The following is a 17,826-nucleotide window of genomic DNA, read 5'->3' on the forward strand; positions in this document are numbered from 1 at the left end:
CTAATCTGACAATTAAATTATGAAAAAACGTATTCTTTTATTTATATTTTCTTTGTCGCTTGCAATTAATGCACAGCAACAAAGCGGTAAGGTGGGCAATGGATTGTACCAAAATCCAATATTTGCGGGAGATTATCCAGATCCATCAATAATCAGGGATGGAGAAGATTATTATATTGTGCATTCCTCATTCAATTATTATCCGGGATTGCTAATCTGGACTTCCAAGGATTTGGTGAACTGGAAACCCGTTACGCATGCTCTTAAAAAAAGTGTTGGATCGGTATGGGCTCCTGATTTGGTAAAATACAACGATAAATTTTACATCTACTTTCCGGCAAACGAAACCAATTATGTCGTGTGGGCAGATGCTATAAACGGTCCATGGAGTGATCCGATAGACTTAAAAATAGGCAATATTGATCCGGGACATTTTGTTGATGAAAAGGGTAGTCGATACCTTTATTTTAGTAATGGGAATTATGTTCCGCTATCCAAAGATGGACTTTCTGTTGCTGGTGAAGGGAAACATGTTTATGATGGGTGGAAAATCCCAACAGACTGGTCTATTGAATGTTTTTGTATGGAAGGACCAAAAGTTGTAAAGCATGGGGAGTATTACTATCTTACTGTTGCCGAAGGTGGAACTGCAGGTCCGGCAACAAGTCATATGGTGATATCCGCAAGATCCAAATCGCCTTTGGGACCTTGGGAAAATTCACCATATAATCCGATTATCAAAACAAAAGACAGTTCCGAAAAATGGTGGTCGAAAGGTCATGCAACGTTAATTGATGATGCTAAAGGAAATTGGTGGATGGTTTTCCATGGTTATGAAAATGGGTATTATAATATGGGGCGTCAGACGCTTTTGCAACCTGTAGAATGGACAAGTGATGGTTGGTATAAAAGTCCTGTAGGTATTAAAACCGAAGAACCAATTAAAAAACCAGCCGGTCAGATGGTGCAAAATAATTTTTCACTTTCGGATACTTTTTCGAATAAGGAACTTAAACTTCAATGGCAATTCTTTAATGAATATGATGCTAAAAGATTTAAATTTGTTAAAGGTGGATTACAAATTAACGGAAAAGGTAAGAGTATAGGTGAAAGTTCACCACTATTATGCACTCCTTCCGACCATTCCTACACCGCTGAAGTTGAAGCCGAAATAGAAGGTGACGCTACAGCAGGACTTATCCTTTTTTATGATAACAAGCTTTATACAGGTATAGCTGCTGATAAGGAGAATGTGTTGGCAATTCTTAGATCATGGCAATTTCCTACTCAAAAAGGGCTAAACAAAACACATCTGTTTCTTCGCTTGGAAAAGAAAGAACAACTGGTGAATATGTTTTACAGTATTGATGGTAAAGAGTGGGTAAAAATTGAAAATTCTGCAGAAGTTTCCTCATTCAATCATAATGTGTTGAGTGGTTTTATGAGCCTTCGTTTAGGTCTTTCTGCTGTTGGGGAGGGTCAGGTTACTTTTAAAAATTTTATCTATAAGCCTGAAAATTAAGTTACATTCAATTCATTTTTTAAAGTTATAATAGTCATATATGAACTCAAAAATTTCAAAAGAACTACTCATAGTTTTCGGTTTTTTCTTATTTAGCATAAATATGAAAGCGCAGTCTAGTCATGTCCTCTGGTACAGACAGCCAGCCGATTATTTTGAGGAAAGTCTGGTTTTGGGTAATGGAAAGATGGGAGCAACTGTTTTTGGCGGTGTCAATTCAGATAAAATTTATTTGAATGACATCACACTTTGGTCAGGAGAACCGGTAAATGCTAATATGAATCCGGAAGCGTATAAAAACATACCCGCCATTCGTGAAGCACTGGAAAATGAAAACTACAAGCTGGCCGACGAATTAAATAAAAAAATTCAAGGCAAGAATTCCGAATCCTACGCGCCATTAGGAACTATGGAAATTAATAATCATAATGCCGGAACGCTTAGCCATTATTATAGAGAACTGGATATTTCGACTGCAATTTCTAAAGTCAGTTATGAAATTGATGGAGTGAAATTTACCCGTGAATATTTTGTTTCGGCGCCAGACCAAATTATGGTCATCAAATTAACAAGCAGTCAAAAAGGAACCTTAAATTTTGATATTAAGTCGAATAGCTTACTAAAATCTAATGTTGAGGTAAAAGATAATATACTTGCCATGAATGGTGTTGCGCCAATTCATGAAAATCCGGGGTACCAAGTTGTCCCTTCGTTTCTTTTGGAAAAAGACAGAGGAACCCGATTTACAAGTTTAATGAGAATCAAAAATACAGATGGTACAATTGTAAGTTCGAATACAAGTTTGGGTTTGAAAAACGGTACGGAAGCCATAATTTATGTGTCAATTGCAACCAGTTTTAATGGTTTTGACAAAAATCCTGCTTCTCAGGGACTAAACGACAAGGCCATTGCAGAAGAAAATTTAAAGAAAGCATTTTCAAAATCATTTGAGAAATTAAAGCAATCGCACATTACGGATTATCAAAAATTCTACAATCGGGTTAGTTTAGATTTAGGAAAAACTACCGCTCCCAATTTACCTACAGACGAACGTTTGTTGCGTTACGCAGATGGTAAAGAGGATAAAAATTTGGAAATTTTATATTTCCAATATGGACGCTATTTGCTTATCAGCAGTTCCAGAACCAAAGCAGTTCCTGCCAATTTGCAAGGGCTTTGGAATCCTCATCTCAACCCGCCATGGAGTTGTAATTACACAATGAATATCAATCTGGAAGAGAATTATTGGTTGGCCGAAAACACCAATCTTTCAGAAATGCATTTGCCACTTTTGAGTTTTATAAAAAATCTTTCAGAAACCGGTAAAGTGACTGCCAAGACTTTTTATGGGGTCAATGGTTGGGCGGCAGCACACAATTCAGATATTTGGGCGATGACGAATCCAGTTGGGAATTTTGGAAAAGAAGACCCAAGCTGGGCGTGTTGGCCAATATCTGGAGCTTGGTTAAGCACACATATTTGGGAACATTATGTTTTTAGTCAAGATAAAAACTATCTGCAAAACGAAGGATATCCTATCATGAAAGGAGCATCTCAGTTCTTTTTAGAGTGGATGATTACAGACAAGAACGGATATTTAATCACATCCCCATCAACTTCTCCAGAAAATAAATACATAGCTCCTGATGGTTTTATTGGTGCCACGATGTATGGCGGGACTGCTGATTTGGCTATGATACGAGAATGTTTTGATAAAACCGTTAAAGCCTCAAAAGTTTTAAATGTCGATGCCGAATTTAGAGCGAAACTAGAAACAGCACTTTCAAAATTCTATCCGTACCAAATTGGTAAAAAAGGAAACCTGCAAGAATGGTATTTTGATTGGAATGATGAAGACCCAAGGCACCGTCATCAATCACATTTGTTTGGACTTTTTCCAGGTGACCATATAACGCCATTAAAAACACCTGAGTTGGCCAATGCTTCCAGACAGACTTTGGAGATTAAAGGAGATGAAACAACAGGTTGGTCTAAAGGCTGGCGTATTAATCTTTGGGCAAGGCTTTGGGATGGCAATCGTTCTTATAAAATGTTGCGTGAGTTACTTAGGTATGTTGACCCGGATGGAAAGAAAACAGAAAAACCAAGAAGAGGAGGGGGGACTTACCCTAATTTATTCGATGCACATCCGCCGTTTCAAATTGATGGGAATTTTGGGGGAGCTGCAGCTGTTGCAGAAATGCTGGTTCAGTCGAATGAGAACGAAATCAGATTGTTGCCTGCTTTACCGGATGCTTGGGAAACTGGAAACGTGAAAGGGATTTGTGCCAGAGGAGGATTTGAGATTTCGATGGAATGGAGGAATAAAACGCTAAAGAAAGTTACTGTATTTTCTAAAAACGGTGGAAAATCAATACTGATCAGCGGCGATAAAAAACAGAACATCACTTTGAAAGAAGGACAAAAAATGGATATTCTTTGGTAATTTTTTAATCGGTTAATTTATGCAAAAAGTGTGAGGAGCAATCTTCGCACTTTTTTATTGGAGATATATTCATTTTTGTAAAAATTATTTTTTAGTAGTTAATTTCGCTTGTTTTTAAGTGTAACTATCAAGTTTACAACTTCTTAGTTTTGTTGTGAAGGGTGTTGGCGTCGATACAATATTGTCATTTTTTAACCTTAAACGTTTTCGTAAAAGGTAAAATAGCACACAAATTGGAAAAAACTGTACCCTATAGTGCCTGCCAGTTGCGTTAATTTTGTAAAAGAAATAAAGGATTATAAATATAAAGAAGAATGATTATGAAAAAGATTTTAAAATTTAGTTTGATAGTAGTTGCAGTGTTAACAACGATGAACATAAGCGCTGCCGAAGGAGATATTTCACTTTTTGTAAGAAAAGGAAAGGGTAAGAAAGTGAGTTTCGCTATGAGTGAAGTTAAAAATATGAATTTGTCGATCTACGATTCTAAAGATAAACTTATTCATACTGAAATTGTAAATTCAGATAAAGCAATAAACAGAACTTATGATTTGGCTGCTTTACCAAATGGAACCTATTTTCTAGAAGCGGAAAGTTCTTCGAAAGTTGTGAGATATGCAATTACGGTTGCAGGAGAAACAGCATCTTTGTCCGCAACTGTTTCTTCAGAAGTTTTCAAACCGGTTTTGATAAACAAAAATGGAGCAATTTCACTTAGTATCCTGAACTTGGATAAATCACCAGTTACCATCAAAATATATGATATCTATGATAACGAATTGTATACCACTACTGTATCGGATGAGCAGGTGATACATAAGTTTTTTGATATTAAAAATTTCCCTAAAGAAAAGTACACCTTCGTAATGTCTTATGATAACAAGGTTTTTTCAAAAATAGTAACTTCGAAATAGTTATTAAATTAATTGATTGATTGTAGTAATTGAAACAGCTCCTTACAGAGCTGTTTTTTTTGTCTATGTATTTCCTGTAATTTTATCCATTACCCAAGCGGTATGCGCGCCCGTGAAACCGGTAGAAGGATGGGAACTATTACCCAATAGGTGTTCTCTCATTTGTTTTACATGATACAGTTGAATGTTTTCCGGATGTTCAATAGTTAGGGCTGTCTCTCCAAGTTCATTAGAAAGTATGATTGGATCATTGTCAAAAATGGAGAAGGTTATTTTGCCTTTGCTGCCATAAATAGTTACTTTGTCTTCCCTTTCAAAGCAACCAAAGTTCCAACTCCCGGTACCCGTTATTCCTGATTCGTGCAACCAGCAGGCAGTCGCTGCATCTTTAGCAGTATACAACCCTTGTTGATTTAGACTGATCCCGTTTACTTCTTTTATAGGTCCTAAAAGATGTGTAAATAAGTCCAAACCATGACTGGCCAGATCATCAAAATACCCGCCAGCAGCAATTTGCGCATCTGTTCTCCAATTATAATCTCCTGATAAATCTTGAGCAGATGTTGGCTTGCTCAAATGCCAGCTGATGTGTCTTACATCTCCGATACTAGCTGTTTCAATCCATTTTTTTACTTGCTCGAATCGCGGAAGACTGCGTCTGTAGTAGGCAACAAATAAGGGGATTTTTTTTGCTGCAAATGCTTCTGCAATAGCCAGACTATCGCCGTAATTTGGAGCTAAAGGTTTTTCGATACAACAGATTTTTCCGGCGGCAGCGACTTTAAGTCCGTAGTATTTATGCACGTCTGGAGGGGTAGCAATATAAACCGCATCAATTTCCGAATCATTAATTAAATCATCGGCATTTGTGTAATATTTGCTTATTCCGTGTCTTTTGGCGTAATCTTTTGCTTTTACAGGATCTCTTCGCATTACTGCTGTGACTGCAAATCCGTCTGTTTTCTGATATGCAGGACCACTTTTTACTTCCGTTACATTTCCGCATCCAATGATTCCCCAACGAATTATTTTTGTATTTTCAGTCCTATTTGCCATTTTCCTTATTTTTTTGTCAAACTTATTTGTAGATAAACCACATCCTAAAAGTCAGAGTAAAATTAATTGTTTATTCACAAAGACACAGCCTCTCATCTGTGGTATTTAATAACAATTGGAAGTAAAACAACTTTACGTTTTAGTCACAATCATTGCTATCACAACTATTTTTGGTTGCCCAATTCCGTAAAATCACAAGAAAAAATATCGTCAAATCGGAATTGCATTAAAAAAAACACCTAAATATCCGACTCTGTAGAAATTATTATTATTTATTTTTAAAAATGCAATCCATTTATTTGTAGAGTTTTAAATAAACTTAATCAATCAATAATCTAAAACACAAAACGAAGAATCAATTTTTTGGCATGTTACTTGGATATCCCTAATCAAATAAGTAAAAAAGCGAAAGCCGAAAAGCTCAAGAGTAGGCAAAACTCAAATTATATTGATTATGAAAAAAATTACCCTTTTAGCAGCTAGTATCTTTCTTTTTGGAGGTGTTGTAGCAAATGCAACAGAAAAAAATAATTTTTCTCATGAGAGAAGAATTCCTGTTGATTATAGAAATGCTGAGCCAATTGTGTTCACCGAAAGAGGAATTGAATTCTTTGTGTTTCCTGACGGACAATTTGATTTCAATACACGCCCATCAACGGGTAATAATAGTGACATGTATTATAAATCAAACAGAAGAAATAATGTAAATAAAAACTACGGTGCACCCTCCAATTTTCGAAACAAAAATTATGGTGTAAAAGTGGAACATGATGATTCCGGTAAAGTAAGACGTATTGGAAATGTATTTATCAACTATGATTCTAATGATAGAATTAAGCGAGTGGGTTCAGTATATATGAGTTACAACCGTTATGCTTTAGAACAAGTAGGTGGATTGCAAATTATCTACAACCGCCGTGGTCAGATTGTTGATATTATTGGATCGGTAAAGGGAGGCAGAGGTTATGAATATAACCAAAATAACGATGATTGCAACGATTATGGATATGGAAATGACCAAAATTCAAATAATCAAGAGGATCAATATTATTATAAAACTACTGCCCCAAAAGTAAAAAAAGAAGACACTAGAGTAACAGGAAGTGTCGCTATCAGAATAGAGAAAAGAATTTAATTTGTTTTTAAATGGTTGGTAAAGAAAATCCCGTCTCGTTCTAAAAGGAGGCGGGATTTCTATTTGAAGTTATTTTTGTTTTAGTCGCAACCGTTGATGTCGCAACTGTTTTCGCTAGTGGTATTCACCAAAGTAACTTTCGAATCAAAATTACCTTCTTGCCACACTTTTTCCAGAGTTTTTACAAAGGTTTCTGCATGTTGTGCCCCTGAAATCGCATATTTATTATCGAAAACAAAGAAAGGTACTCCTTGAACACCGATTGCTTGCGCTTCTTGTATATCTTGTCGCACTTCATTTGCGTAGGCGTTCGAATGCAATACTTGGGAAACTTCTTCTGTATCAAGTCCTACAGCAACTCCCAACTCGCTTAATGTGTTTAAATCATTGACGTTCTTACCGTCAGTCAAATAAGCTTTAAACAATAACTCTTCTAATTCATTTGCCAAATCGTGCTTTTTTGCCAATTGCAATAAACGGTGTGCATGAAATGAGTTGGCCAAAATTGCGTTTTCAAAATGAAAGTCCAATCCTTCTGTTTTGGCATTTTGGGTCATATTATCAATCATATTTTTGGCCCAGTCCGTATTTTTTTGATATTTATCGGCTAAATGTTCGATGATACTTTCTCCAGGTGTGGCTACGAAATTGGCATCCAATTGAAAACTTTTCCATTCTATGGATACAGAATCCTTATGGTCGAAATTTTGCAAAGCTTCTTCTATTCTTCTTTTTCCTATATAGCAAAACGGACACATAACATCCGACCAGATTTGTATTTTTAATGTATTCTCCATTTTTATTTATTTAATTAGCAATGAAATCATTTGTATATACAAATGTAGTAAAAACAGATGAGAACAGATCAGGCATTATATTTTTATTAGGAATTGGCAGTTACTTAAAAGAAAGATATTTTTATATAAAAAAACCATCAATCCCAATAGCTATCGGGACTGATGGTTTCAATATGATTTAGAAAAGTTCTTATCCCAATAAGTCTAATACTAAAGAAGGGAATAATCCTAAGATGATATTCAAGGCAATAGATACAACTGCAACCGCATAAATCAAGAAAGGTTTTCCTTTACGTTCTTCGTTTGGCTCTTTGGTGTACATTGCTAAAATCAGTTTGAAATAGTATCCAACACTTATGATAGAGTTGATCACCGCAATAATTACTAAAGCGATATAACCATCTGCAATCGTTTGGCTAAACAAAACTAACTTAGCGAAGAATCCTGCGAAAATAGGGATACCTGCCATAGAAAGTAAAGAAGCTGTAAGGATAGCTGCCAATAATGGGTTGGTTTTTCCTAAACCGTGGAAATTAGCAATATCTTCATTGTCTCTGTTTTTGCAAACGTATAATATCACACTAAAGGCGGCAATACCTGCTAAAGAATAAGCAGATGTGTAATACAATAAACTTCCCGCTGATGTAGATACACTCAATAAAGTCATCAACATAAATCCGGCATGAGAGATTCCTGAAAAGGCTAACATACGTTTTACGTTGGTTTGTCTCAAGGCCATGATATTACCAACAGTCATCGATGCAATAGAAATAATAACGGTGATGTTTAAGAAAGTCCCTAATAGATCTTGGTTTTCAAGAGACGGAATTAAATTCAATTCTGAAATTAATTTAAAAAGGGTAGCTATAGCAACTACTTTTGCCAAAGTACTCATCAGAGCTGTTGTTAGCGCTGGAGATCCTTCGTAAACGTCTGGTGCCCAAAAATGGAAAGGAACAGCAGCTACTTTAAACAGCATTCCAACAGTTAATAAAATCATTCCTATTGGGAACCAAATTGGCAATTCAGCAGATAATGAGCTTTCACTAATTTCAACAATATCAAAAGTACCCATAGCGCCATACACTAAACAGATACCAAATAGTAATATACCTGAGGCAAAAGAACCCATCAAGAAATATTTCATTCCGGCTTCGTTGCTTTTTAAATTCAATCGGTCGCTGGCTGCCAACACGTATAAAGAAATAGATAAAACCTCAATTCCTAAAAAGAACATCGCTAAGTTTCCAAAAGAAACCATGGCTACAGCTCCAGACAATAAAAATATTTTTATGGCAATATAATCTGAGATTTTGTTTTGGTGATTCTCATAGAAATTATGCCCTAAAGCAACCAAAAAGATGGTAAGCACAATAAACAAGGAAGAGAATACAGTCGAAAATTTACTAACCACAATCATGTTGTTGTAGTAAGCTTCCGGCGAATTATATTCCGATACCGTTAGTCCAAGAACAGCTAATAATCCGATAATGCTTATCGGAACAATGGCTTTTCTTAAATTAAGAATTTCAAATAAAAGGCATAAAACACCTAATCCTATTATAGCTATTAATGTATTCATTTTTTATTTGACTTAGTTAATTCTGTTTATTTGTGTTAAAATTTCTTCCAGACTCGGTGTGATCAAATCTACAATTGGTTTTGGATACAATCCAAAAAAGAAGAGAACGGCAATGATAAGTACCAATGTGATTCCTTCATTTACAGTTACATCTGCAAATAGTTTTGAATTGGTTTCACCCAACATTGCATGTTGAAACATTTTCAACATATAATATGCTCCTAGTATGATTGTGGTTCCTCCTAAAATGGCAAACCAGATATTGATTTGTGAAAGACTGTAGAGTACAGTAAATTCTCCAACAAAGTTAAAAGTTGATGGCAAGGCTACAGAAGCCAAGACCAAAATTAAAAACATCGAAGTGAATTTTGGTGATTGCGAACGGATACCGCCCATTTCAGCAATTGCTCTTGTTTCATATCTTCTGAAAATAATTTCAGCAACATAAAACAATCCAACCACCACGAAACCGTGAGCAATCATCTGTAAAACTGCTCCGCTTAATCCGTCTAGGGTTAAAGTGTAAGTTCCTGCAGCAATTAATCCAACGTGCGCCAAAGAAGAATAAGCCAATAATTTTTTCAAATCTTTTTGTCTTAAGGCTACAATTGATCCGTAGATAACTCCGGCAATCCCTATGGCGATGAAGATGCACATATATTCTTTAGCGGCAAGCGGTGCCAATGGTAATTGCCAGCGAATAACACTGTACAATCCCATTTTAAGCATAATTCCTGATAAAAGCATGGTTCCAACTGTTGGTGCTTTTTGATAAACAGTGGCCTGCCAAGTATGGAACGGAATTAATGGAATTTTGATAGCATATGCTAAGAAAAAACCTAAGAATATCCACAACTGTTCTGCTGCCGATAAGTTTAGTTTGTATAGATCTTCCAAAAGGAAACTACCTGCTTTTTGGTATAGGTAAACAAAAGAGACAAGCATAAATAATGAACCTGCCAATGTGTAAATGAAGAATTTCACTACTGCTTTTTTGCGATCTTCTGCATCTCCGTTACCCCAAATTAATGCGATGAAGTAAATAGGAATTAATGATAACTCCCAAAAAATGTAGTATAAAAGTCCGTCTGAAGCTAAGAATGTTCCCACCATTGCAAACGACATGAACAAAATTAAAGCATAAAACGCCTTAGCATTTTTATAATCATTTCCAAAAGAGGAGAATATAATAATTGGAGTTAATGAAGTAGTCAATAAAAGCATGGCTAAGGATAGCCCGTCTGCTTTTAATGAAAAAGAAATATTCGGTTTACTGATCCATTGATTGATCAAACTGATGTTTTCGCCCAAATTGTAGTGGTTCAACAATACAACCGAACAGCCTAAAGCCGCTAAACCAAAGAATAAAGCAACTTTTGACGCCAACTTGTCACCGGCAAGAAAGGTTGCAAAGGCACCAACCAAAAGTATAATTAATATAAGAGATACATTCATAGTACTAAATTATTGAGCTAAAAATAAATAGGAAATAATGGCACAAAGCCCTAAAACAAAAGCAAAAAGATATAATCCAATACTTCCGTTTTGTATTTTTTTACCTTGATAACTGATTTCATTGGTTACTTTTCCTAATCCAAAAATCAAAGCGGATAAAGCGGTTTCCACAGTATCTCTAAAGAATCGGGATAAAACGTTTATAGGTTGCACAAACAAAGCATCATAGATTTCATCTACATAATATTTGTTGTACAATACTTTTGAAAATCCTGAAATTTCAGCATCTTCACAAGGAAGTGTGTTTTGTTTGATGTATTTCACATAAGCGATAATGATACCCAACAATCCTCCAGCAACAGCAATACCCATTAACATGTATTCAGTTGTCCCTAAATGGTGTTCAGCGGTAGCTAATTTAGGTAAAATAGGAGTTAAGTACTCGTTTAACCAACTGTGACCAGGTAAGCTGATTACACCTCCAATAGTAGCTAGTATAGCCAAGATAATCAAAGGGAAAGTGATTAAAGCAGGACTTTCGTGTAAATGGTGTTTTTGTTCTGCCGTTCCTCTGAATTCCTTGTAGAAAGTTAGGAACATTAATCTAAACATATAGAAAGCAGTCAATATTGAAGCAATCGAAGCAATAACATAAAGTGGGATGTTATGGTGGAAAGCTGTCATTAAAATCTCGTCTTTTGAGAAGAATCCTGAAAATACCGGAATTCCTGAAATCGCTAGTGAGGAAATTAACATCGTGATAAAAGTGATTGGCATAGCTTTTTTCAATCCACCCATTCTGCGCATGTCTTGTTCACCATGTAAAGCGTGAATTACAGAACCAGAACCCAAGAACAAACAAGCTTTAAAGAAAGCGTGAGTGATTACATGGAATACAGCTACTTCATACGCTCCTAAACCTAAAGCCAAAAACATTAATCCCAATTGAGATACAGTGGAGTAGGCCAGTACTTTTTTAATATCGTTTTGAACCAAACCAATCGTCGCAGCAACCAAAGCGGTAATCGCTCCAACAATCGCAATGATGTTTTGAACATCTGGTGTTAAATCAAATATGAAATTCAATCTGGTGATCATGAAAATACCCGCAGTAACCATGGTAGCCGCGTGAATCAATGCCGAAACCGGTGTTGGTCCCGCCATCGCATCAGGTAGCCAAGTATATAATGGGATTTGTGCTGATTTCCCGCAAGCTCCAATGAATAAAGCGAAGGCAGCAGCAGAAAGCCAGTATACATTAAGGTCAGTTGCACCTGAAATTGCTGTTTTTAAAGTAGCATAATCTAAAGTGGAGAATAAATGACCCAGAATAAATATTCCGATTAATAATCCTAAATCCCCAATTCTGTTCATGATGAATGCTTTTTTGGCAGCATCATTAAATTCTTGGTTTTTATACCAAAATCCAATTAAAAGGTAAGAACAAAGCCCAACGCCTTCCCAACCAATGAACATCACCAATAAGTTACTACCAACAACCAAAGTGATCATAAAGAATACAAAAAGATTTAAATACGCAAAAAACTTATGCATATTCTCATCGTCGTGCATGTAACTGATAGAGTATAAATGAATCAACGAACCGATACCGGTTACAAAAAGCAACCATAAAATTGATAATTGATCCAAAAGAAAACCGAAGTCTAATTTGAAATTACTGATTTGAATCCATTCGAAAAGTGCAATTTGAATCCCTTCCGGATGAGATTGAATTCCCATGAAGAAAGAAAGAGTGGCAATAAAAGAAACCACAACTGAAAGCGTTCCGATAACACCTGAAACCGACTTGCCTAAACTTTTTCCGAAGAAAACATTGATTAAAAATCCTAAAAAAGGAGCAAGAACTAAAACTAAAGCTATATTGGTATTCATTTCCATTTATCCTTTTAAGTTTTTTAAATTATCGATAGTAATCATACCTGTATTTTTGAATATCGATACTAAAATTGCCAAACCAACGGCAACTTCTGCAGCAGCAACAGCCATAGAGAAAAACACGAAAACCTGTCCTTGTGCGTCTTGGTGATACGTTGAAAAAGCCACGAACAATAAGTTTACCGCATTCAACATAATTTCGATAGACATAAAAACAATAATGGCATTTCGTCTGTATAAAACTCCGAAGATCCCAATACAAAAAAGTATTATACTCAGGAAGATATAATTTTCTATACCAATTTCATTTAAAATATTTTCCATATTATTTCTGCAATTTTTCTTTTTTAGACAATAGAACAGTACCAATCATCGCTACCAAAAGTAAAATTGACGCAAATTCGAAAGGAACCATATACTCGTTCAATAGTATTTTACCAAGAACCTGAATAGATTGATAATCTTCACCTGTTGCAATATATTCTCCAACAATTGGTTTAGAATTGATGAATATGGCGATTAAAACCAAACAAATCAAACAAAATGAAACAATAGCTCCCAATCGGGTGATTCTCGGTTTGTGCACTTCATCTTCTTTATTCAGGTTCATTAACATGATGGTGAATAAGAACAAAATCATAATTGCACCCGAATAAACAATAACATGAACGATAGCTAAAAACTGTGCATTCAATAATAAATAATGTCCGGCAATCGAAAAGAAACAAATCACAAGATAGATTGCACTGTGAATTGGATTTCGACTAAAAATCGTCAAAAATGCCGTTGATAATGTGATTGCAGATAATACGCAAAAAAGTATAAGAAATATTGACATTAGTTAGCGTTTTTAAGTTGAGCATTTTTTATTGCCATTTCCAAAGGCATGACCAATTTATCTTTTCCAAAAATAAAATCTTCTCTTTCATAGCTTGCAGGAACCAATACTTTTGAAGTCGTCAAATAAATGGCATCTTTCGGACAGGCTTCTTCACACAATCCGCAAAAAATACAACGCAACATATTGATTTCATATATTTCGGCATATTTTTCTTCTCTGTACAAGTGTTTTTCGTCACCTCTGCGCTCAGCGGCTTTCATAGTAATCGCTTCAGCGGGACATGACAAAGCACACAGACCACAAGCAGTACAGTTTTCACGACCTTGTTCGTCGCGTTTCAACATGTGTTGACCACGATAAATTGGACTCATCGTACGTACTTGTTCCGGATAATGTATAGTCGCTTTTTTCTTAAAAAAGTGCTTGATGGTAATCATCAAACCTTTGACAATCGCTACAAGATACATGCGCTCCAAAAAAGTCATCTCTTTATTGGAGACTACCTTTTTTCTACCCGATAATGATATAGTTTCTATTGACATTTTTTATTTTTTATTTGTAGCTAATCCTGCTATCCGCTGTATCTTTTATTTTTTATACTTCGACAAGCTCAGTATAAAAATAAAAGGATGCCGCTGCTATCAGGGCTAGAGCTTTTCGTATATAATTAGAATCCTAAATAAGCAGCGATATCGCTTCTTAAAATTACAATTCCCGTAATCATGATATTAATAATGGAAAGTGGAATTAAAATTCTCCAACCCAAATGCATCAATTGATCGTATCTGAATCTTGGAATGGTCCATCTTACCCACATATAGAAAAAGATGAAGGCACAAATTTTTGCAAATAAAACAACTATTCCTAAAACATTACCAATATTTACTCCCCAGTTTTCAACAACCCAGCTCATTCCAGGATAATTGTATCCTCCAAAGAATAAAATGGCCAAAATGGTAGAGGAAATAAACATGTTGGCATATTCAGCAAACAAGTAGAATCCCATTTTCATCGAAGAATATTCCGTATGATATCCTCCAATTAATTCACTTTCGCATTCTGCTAAATCGAATGGTGTTCTGTTGGTTTCTGCAAAAGCACAAATCAAGAAGATTAAAAAGGATAATGGTTGGTAAAAAACGTTCCAGTTCATTCCTGCTTGTTGCGCTGAAATCTCTCTCAAGCTTAAAGTTCCTGTCATCATCAATAAAGCAATCATCGATAATCCCATAGCAACTTCATAAGAAACCATTTGTGAAGCGGCACGAACAGCTCCCATCAAAGAGAACTTGTTGTTAGAAGCCCAACCACCAATCATGATACCATAAACTCCCACAGAAACAACTCCGAAGAAATATAGTAATCCAATATTTAAATCAGTAGCCTGTAATAAAATATCTCTTCCAAATAAATGCAATTTATCTCCCCAAGGAATAACAGCACTGGTCATCAAAGCCGTACTCATTGCGATGGCTGGACCTACGAAAAATAAAAATCTATTAGGAGTATTCGGTTCAAACTCTTCTTTTGAGAATAATTTTAAACCATCGGCAAGTGGTTGTAATAAACCTCCCCAACCTGCACGATTGGGACCAACTCTGTCTTGCAAATAAGCAGCTACTTTACGCTCTGCCCAAGTAGAATACATTGCCATAATCATTGTAATGGCAAATACCACTACTATAACAACACTTTTTTCTATAATAAACGTACTATCCATTTTTAACAGGTTTGGTCATTAGGTTTCAATGGAATTTCAGCCATACTAATTTTTTTACGGTCTTCCTCTCTACCCAAAAGAATGGTTTCTTCAGTTTTGATGATTACTTTCTCTAATTTACGATTGTATTTGTTTTGATTGATTACCGAATCTTTTTCAAATGCTCTCGGTCCTTCAATGGTCCAATCTTCAACATCTTTATGATCAAAACGACAACCGTTACAAATGAATTCTTCTACTTCATGGTACTCATCTTTACGACCGGTAACACGTTGTATTTCCCCACCAAACATCCAAACAGTTGTTTTTCCGCAACATTTGTCACAATGTCTGTGTGCATTATAAGGTTTGTTGAACCAAACTCTCGATTTGAATCGGAAGGTTTTGTCTGTCAAAGCACCTACAGGACAAACGTCAATCATATTTCCAGAAAATTCATTGTCAATAGCTTTGGATATGCAAGTTGAAATATTAGCATGATCACCACGATCCATAACACCATGAACTCTGTTGTCCGTCAATTGATCGGCCACTTGCACGCATCGTTGACATAAAATACAACGATTCATGTGTAACTGAATGTGTGGACCTATATCTTCCGGCTCAAATGTTCTTTTTTCTTCAATATAACGACTTTGTGGTTTTCCGTGCTCGAAACTTAGATTCTGTAAATCACATTCTCCAGCCTGATCACAAATCGGACAATCTAAAGGATGGTTTATTAACAAAAATTCTGTTACGGCTTTTCTGGCTTCGGTTACTCTTTCAGAAGATTTGCTGTTTACTTCCATTCCGTCCATACAACCGGTTACACAAGAAGCCATTAATTTTGGCATAGGTCTTGGATCGGCTTCACTTCCTTTAGAAACTTCGACTAAACAACAACGGCATTTTCCGCCGCTTCCTTTTAGTTTAGAGTAATAACACATTGCTGGCGGTACAACATCTCCACCAATCATACGTGCTGCCTGAAGGATGGTTGTTCCTGGTTCTACTTCTATTGACTGACCGTCTATTGTTACTTTCATTATTTACTAATGTTTAACTCTTATGAGTACTTTAATTCTGAAATCTGAAATCAAAAATCGTTAATCTTATATCAACTGTTTTGCTACCAAATGTTTTACCTTCTCAAAAGGTTCTTCGACAAAATGGTCTCTGTGTTTTATTTTTTCCGGGAAACGAATATGATATTCAAATTCATCTCTAAAATGACGAATTGCAGCAGCTACTGGCCAAGCGGCAGCGTCACCTAATGGACAAATTGTATTTCCTTCTATTTTGCTTTGAATGCTTAAAAGCAAGTCAATATCTTCTTCACGACCGTGACCGTTTTCGATACGGTGCAATACTTTCTCTAACCAACCTGTACCTTCACGACAAGGAGTACATTGGCCACAACTTTCGTGGTGGTAAAAACGAGAGAAATTCCAAGTGTTGCGTACAATGCAAGAAGTGTCATTATATACAATGAATCCACCTGAACCCAACATCGATCCGGTTGCAAAACCACCATCACTTAATGACTCGTAAGACATCAGACGATCTTCACCGGCAGCTGTTTTGTAGATTAAATTAGCAGGCAAAACAGGTACGGAACTTCCTCCAGGTACAAATGCTTTCAAAGGTCTGTCTGAACTCATTCCACCTAAATATTCGTCAGAGTTCATAAATTCGTATACACTCAATCCCAATTCAATTTCATAAACTCCTGGGTTTTTAATATGTCCGGAAGCAGAGATTAATTTGGTTCCAGTGGAACGACCAATACCAATTTTTGCGTAATCAGCACCAGAGTTGTTTACGATCCATGGCACTGTGGCAATAGTTTCAACGTTATTGACAACGGTAGGATTAGCCCAAAGACCTGATACTGCAGGGAATGGTGGTTTGATACGTGGGTTTCCACGTTTTCCTTCCAATGATTCAATTAATGCTGTTTCTTCACCACAAATGTAAGCTCCGGCACCACAATGAACATGAAGTTCTAAATCGTAACCGCTACCTAATATGTTTTTACCCAACCAACCTGCGGCTTTTGCCTCAGCAATGGCTCTTTCTAATATTTTGTAAACCCACATGTATTCTCCACGGATGTAGATGTACGAGCGGTTGGCACCTAATGCATAACTGGAAGTAATCATTCCCTCAATCAATAAGTGAGGAATAAATTCCATCAAATAACGATCCTTGAAGGTTCCTGGTTCGGATTCATCGGCATTGCAAACTAAATGTCTTGGTTTTCCTGATTTTTTATCAATAAAACTCCATTTCATTCCTGCAGGGAAACCAGCGCCTCCACGACCACGCAATCCAGAAGTTTTCACTTCTTCGACTACTTCGTCAGGAGTAAGGGTTTTTAATGCTTTTTCTACAGAAGCATAACCGCCGTTTTGACGATACACTTCGTAGGTTTTGATTCCGGGAATATTGATTTTATCTAATAATATTTTTTGTGACAT

Annotated in this window: 15 protein-coding genes; 4 read left to right on the top strand and 11 right to left on the bottom strand. The window is 36.0% G+C overall.

What is annotated here, in order from left to right; translation table 11 throughout:
• The first annotated feature begins 19 nt into the window (after positions 1-19).
• The 3 genes from ABEB23_RS11780 (at position 20) to ABEB23_RS11790 (ending at position 4,882) form a co-directional block, all read left to right on the top strand.
• Entirely contained in the window at positions 20-1,522 is a 1,503-nt protein-coding gene (locus tag ABEB23_RS11780; RefSeq protein WP_348812803.1) for a family 43 glycosylhydrolase, read from the top strand.
• Positions 1,523-1,625: 103 nt separating this feature from the next.
• Entirely contained in the window at positions 1,626-3,968 is a 2,343-nt protein-coding gene (locus ABEB23_RS11785) for a glycoside hydrolase family 95 protein (RefSeq protein ID WP_348812804.1), read from the top strand.
• 320 nt (positions 3,969-4,288) lie between these two features.
• Positions 4,289-4,882 (top strand): T9SS type A sorting domain-containing protein, encoded by a 594-nt coding sequence (locus ABEB23_RS11790; protein WP_348812805.1) that lies wholly within the window; start codon positions 4,289-4,291, stop codon positions 4,880-4,882.
• A gap of 63 nt (positions 4,883-4,945) precedes the next feature.
• On the opposite strand, the gene ABEB23_RS11795 is transcribed toward ABEB23_RS11790, so the two are convergent.
• Positions 4,946-5,938 (bottom strand): Gfo/Idh/MocA family protein, encoded by a 993-nt coding sequence (locus ABEB23_RS11795; protein WP_348812806.1) that lies wholly within the window; start codon positions 5,936-5,938, stop codon positions 4,946-4,948.
• 454 nt (positions 5,939-6,392) lie between these two features.
• Between ABEB23_RS11795 and ABEB23_RS11800 the strand changes: the two genes are divergently transcribed.
• Positions 6,393-7,073, top strand: a complete 681-nt coding sequence (locus ABEB23_RS11800) for a hypothetical protein (RefSeq protein ID WP_348812807.1) — start codon at positions 6,393-6,395, stop codon at positions 7,071-7,073.
• 80 nt (positions 7,074-7,153) lie between these two features.
• Here ABEB23_RS11800 and ABEB23_RS11805 read toward each other — a convergent pair whose 3' ends face one another.
• From ABEB23_RS11805 to nuoF, 10 genes are all read right to left on the bottom strand, one after another.
• Positions 7,154-7,870: a DsbA family oxidoreductase gene (locus tag ABEB23_RS11805; protein WP_348812808.1), complete on the bottom strand. Its 717-nt coding sequence runs from the start codon at positions 7,868-7,870 to the stop codon at positions 7,154-7,156.
• Between the two features lie 190 nt (positions 7,871-8,060).
• Positions 8,061-9,452, bottom strand: a complete 1,392-nt coding sequence (locus tag ABEB23_RS11810; protein ID WP_348812809.1) for an NADH-quinone oxidoreductase subunit N — start codon at positions 9,450-9,452, stop codon at positions 8,061-8,063.
• A 12-nt stretch (positions 9,453-9,464) separates the two neighbouring features.
• Positions 9,465-10,907 (bottom strand): complex I subunit 4 family protein, encoded by a 1,443-nt coding sequence (locus tag ABEB23_RS11815; RefSeq protein WP_348812810.1) that lies wholly within the window; start codon positions 10,905-10,907, stop codon positions 9,465-9,467.
• 9 nt (positions 10,908-10,916) lie between these two features.
• Positions 10,917-12,800 carry an NADH-quinone oxidoreductase subunit L gene (gene nuoL / locus ABEB23_RS11820; RefSeq protein ID WP_348812811.1) on the bottom strand — a complete coding sequence of 628 codons (1,884 nt, stop codon included), beginning with the start codon at positions 12,798-12,800 and terminating at the stop codon, positions 10,917-10,919.
• 6 nt (positions 12,801-12,806) lie between these two features.
• On the bottom strand, positions 12,807-13,127 hold the full coding sequence (nuoK, locus tag ABEB23_RS11825; RefSeq protein WP_348812812.1) for an NADH-quinone oxidoreductase subunit NuoK: 321 nt from the start codon (positions 13,125-13,127) through the stop codon (positions 12,807-12,809).
• Position 13,128: 1 nt separating this feature from the next.
• Positions 13,129-13,641: an NADH-quinone oxidoreductase subunit J family protein gene (locus ABEB23_RS11830; RefSeq protein WP_348812813.1), complete on the bottom strand. Its 513-nt coding sequence runs from the start codon at positions 13,639-13,641 to the stop codon at positions 13,129-13,131.
• The gene (locus ABEB23_RS11835; RefSeq protein WP_348812814.1) at positions 13,641-14,186 is read right to left on the bottom strand and encodes a NuoI/complex I 23 kDa subunit family protein; all 546 of its coding nucleotides are present in this window, start codon (positions 14,184-14,186) and stop codon (positions 13,641-13,643) included. Before ABEB23_RS11835 ends, ABEB23_RS11830 begins: the two co-directional genes overlap by 1 nt.
• Before the next feature lie 125 nt (positions 14,187-14,311).
• A complete protein-coding gene (gene nuoH, locus ABEB23_RS11840) occupies positions 14,312-15,364 on the bottom strand; it encodes an NADH-quinone oxidoreductase subunit NuoH (protein ID WP_348812815.1) in 1,053 nt (350 codons plus the stop codon).
• Positions 15,365-15,366: 2 nt separating this feature from the next.
• Complete coding sequence (locus ABEB23_RS11845) at positions 15,367-16,392, bottom strand: NADH-quinone oxidoreductase subunit G (RefSeq protein WP_348812816.1); 1,026 nt, start codon at positions 16,390-16,392, stop codon at positions 15,367-15,369.
• 66 nt (positions 16,393-16,458) lie between these two features.
• The gene (gene nuoF / locus ABEB23_RS11850) at positions 16,459-17,826 is read right to left on the bottom strand and encodes an NADH-quinone oxidoreductase subunit NuoF (protein WP_348812817.1); all 1,368 of its coding nucleotides are present in this window, start codon (positions 17,824-17,826) and stop codon (positions 16,459-16,461) included.

Source organism: Flavobacterium maritimum (assembly GCF_040049085.1).
Lineage (GTDB): Bacteria > Bacteroidota > Bacteroidia > Flavobacteriales > Flavobacteriaceae > Flavobacterium > Flavobacterium maritimum.

Coding starts and splice junctions, on each gene's coding strand:
- ABEB23_RS11780 (WP_348812803.1), top strand. CDS start 20: ATGAAAAAACGTATTCTTTTATTTATATTTTCTTTGTCGCTTGCAATT.
- ABEB23_RS11785 (WP_348812804.1), top strand. CDS start 1,626: ATGAAAGCGCAGTCTAGTCATGTCCTCTGGTACAGACAGCCAGCCGAT.
- ABEB23_RS11790 (WP_348812805.1), top strand. CDS start 4,289: ATGAAAAAGATTTTAAAATTTAGTTTGATAGTAGTTGCAGTGTTAACA.
- ABEB23_RS11795 (WP_348812806.1), bottom strand. CDS start 5,938: ATGGCAAATAGGACTGAAAATACAAAAATAATTCGTTGGGGAATCATT.
- ABEB23_RS11800 (WP_348812807.1), top strand. CDS start 6,393: ATGAAAAAAATTACCCTTTTAGCAGCTAGTATCTTTCTTTTTGGAGGT.
- ABEB23_RS11805 (WP_348812808.1), bottom strand. CDS start 7,870: ATGGAGAATACATTAAAAATACAAATCTGGTCGGATGTTATGTGTCCG.
- ABEB23_RS11810 (WP_348812809.1), bottom strand. CDS start 9,452: ATGAATACATTAATAGCTATAATAGGATTAGGTGTTTTATGCCTTTTA.
- ABEB23_RS11815 (WP_348812810.1), bottom strand. CDS start 10,907: ATGAATGTATCTCTTATATTAATTATACTTTTGGTTGGTGCCTTTGCA.
- nuoL (WP_348812811.1), bottom strand. CDS start 12,800: ATGAATACCAATATAGCTTTAGTTTTAGTTCTTGCTCCTTTTTTAGGA.
- nuoK (WP_348812812.1), bottom strand. CDS start 13,127: ATGGAAAATATTTTAAATGAAATTGGTATAGAAAATTATATCTTCCTG.
- ABEB23_RS11830 (WP_348812813.1), bottom strand. CDS start 13,641: ATGTCAATATTTCTTATACTTTTTTGCGTATTATCTGCAATCACATTA.
- ABEB23_RS11835 (WP_348812814.1), bottom strand. CDS start 14,186: ATGTCAATAGAAACTATATCATTATCGGGTAGAAAAAAGGTAGTCTCC.
- nuoH (WP_348812815.1), bottom strand. CDS start 15,364: ATGGATAGTACGTTTATTATAGAAAAAAGTGTTGTTATAGTAGTGGTA.
- ABEB23_RS11845 (WP_348812816.1), bottom strand. CDS start 16,392: ATGAAAGTAACAATAGACGGTCAGTCAATAGAAGTAGAACCAGGAACA.
- nuoF (WP_348812817.1), bottom strand. CDS start 17,826: ATGTCACAAAAAATATTATTAGATAAAATCAATATTCCCGGAATCAAA.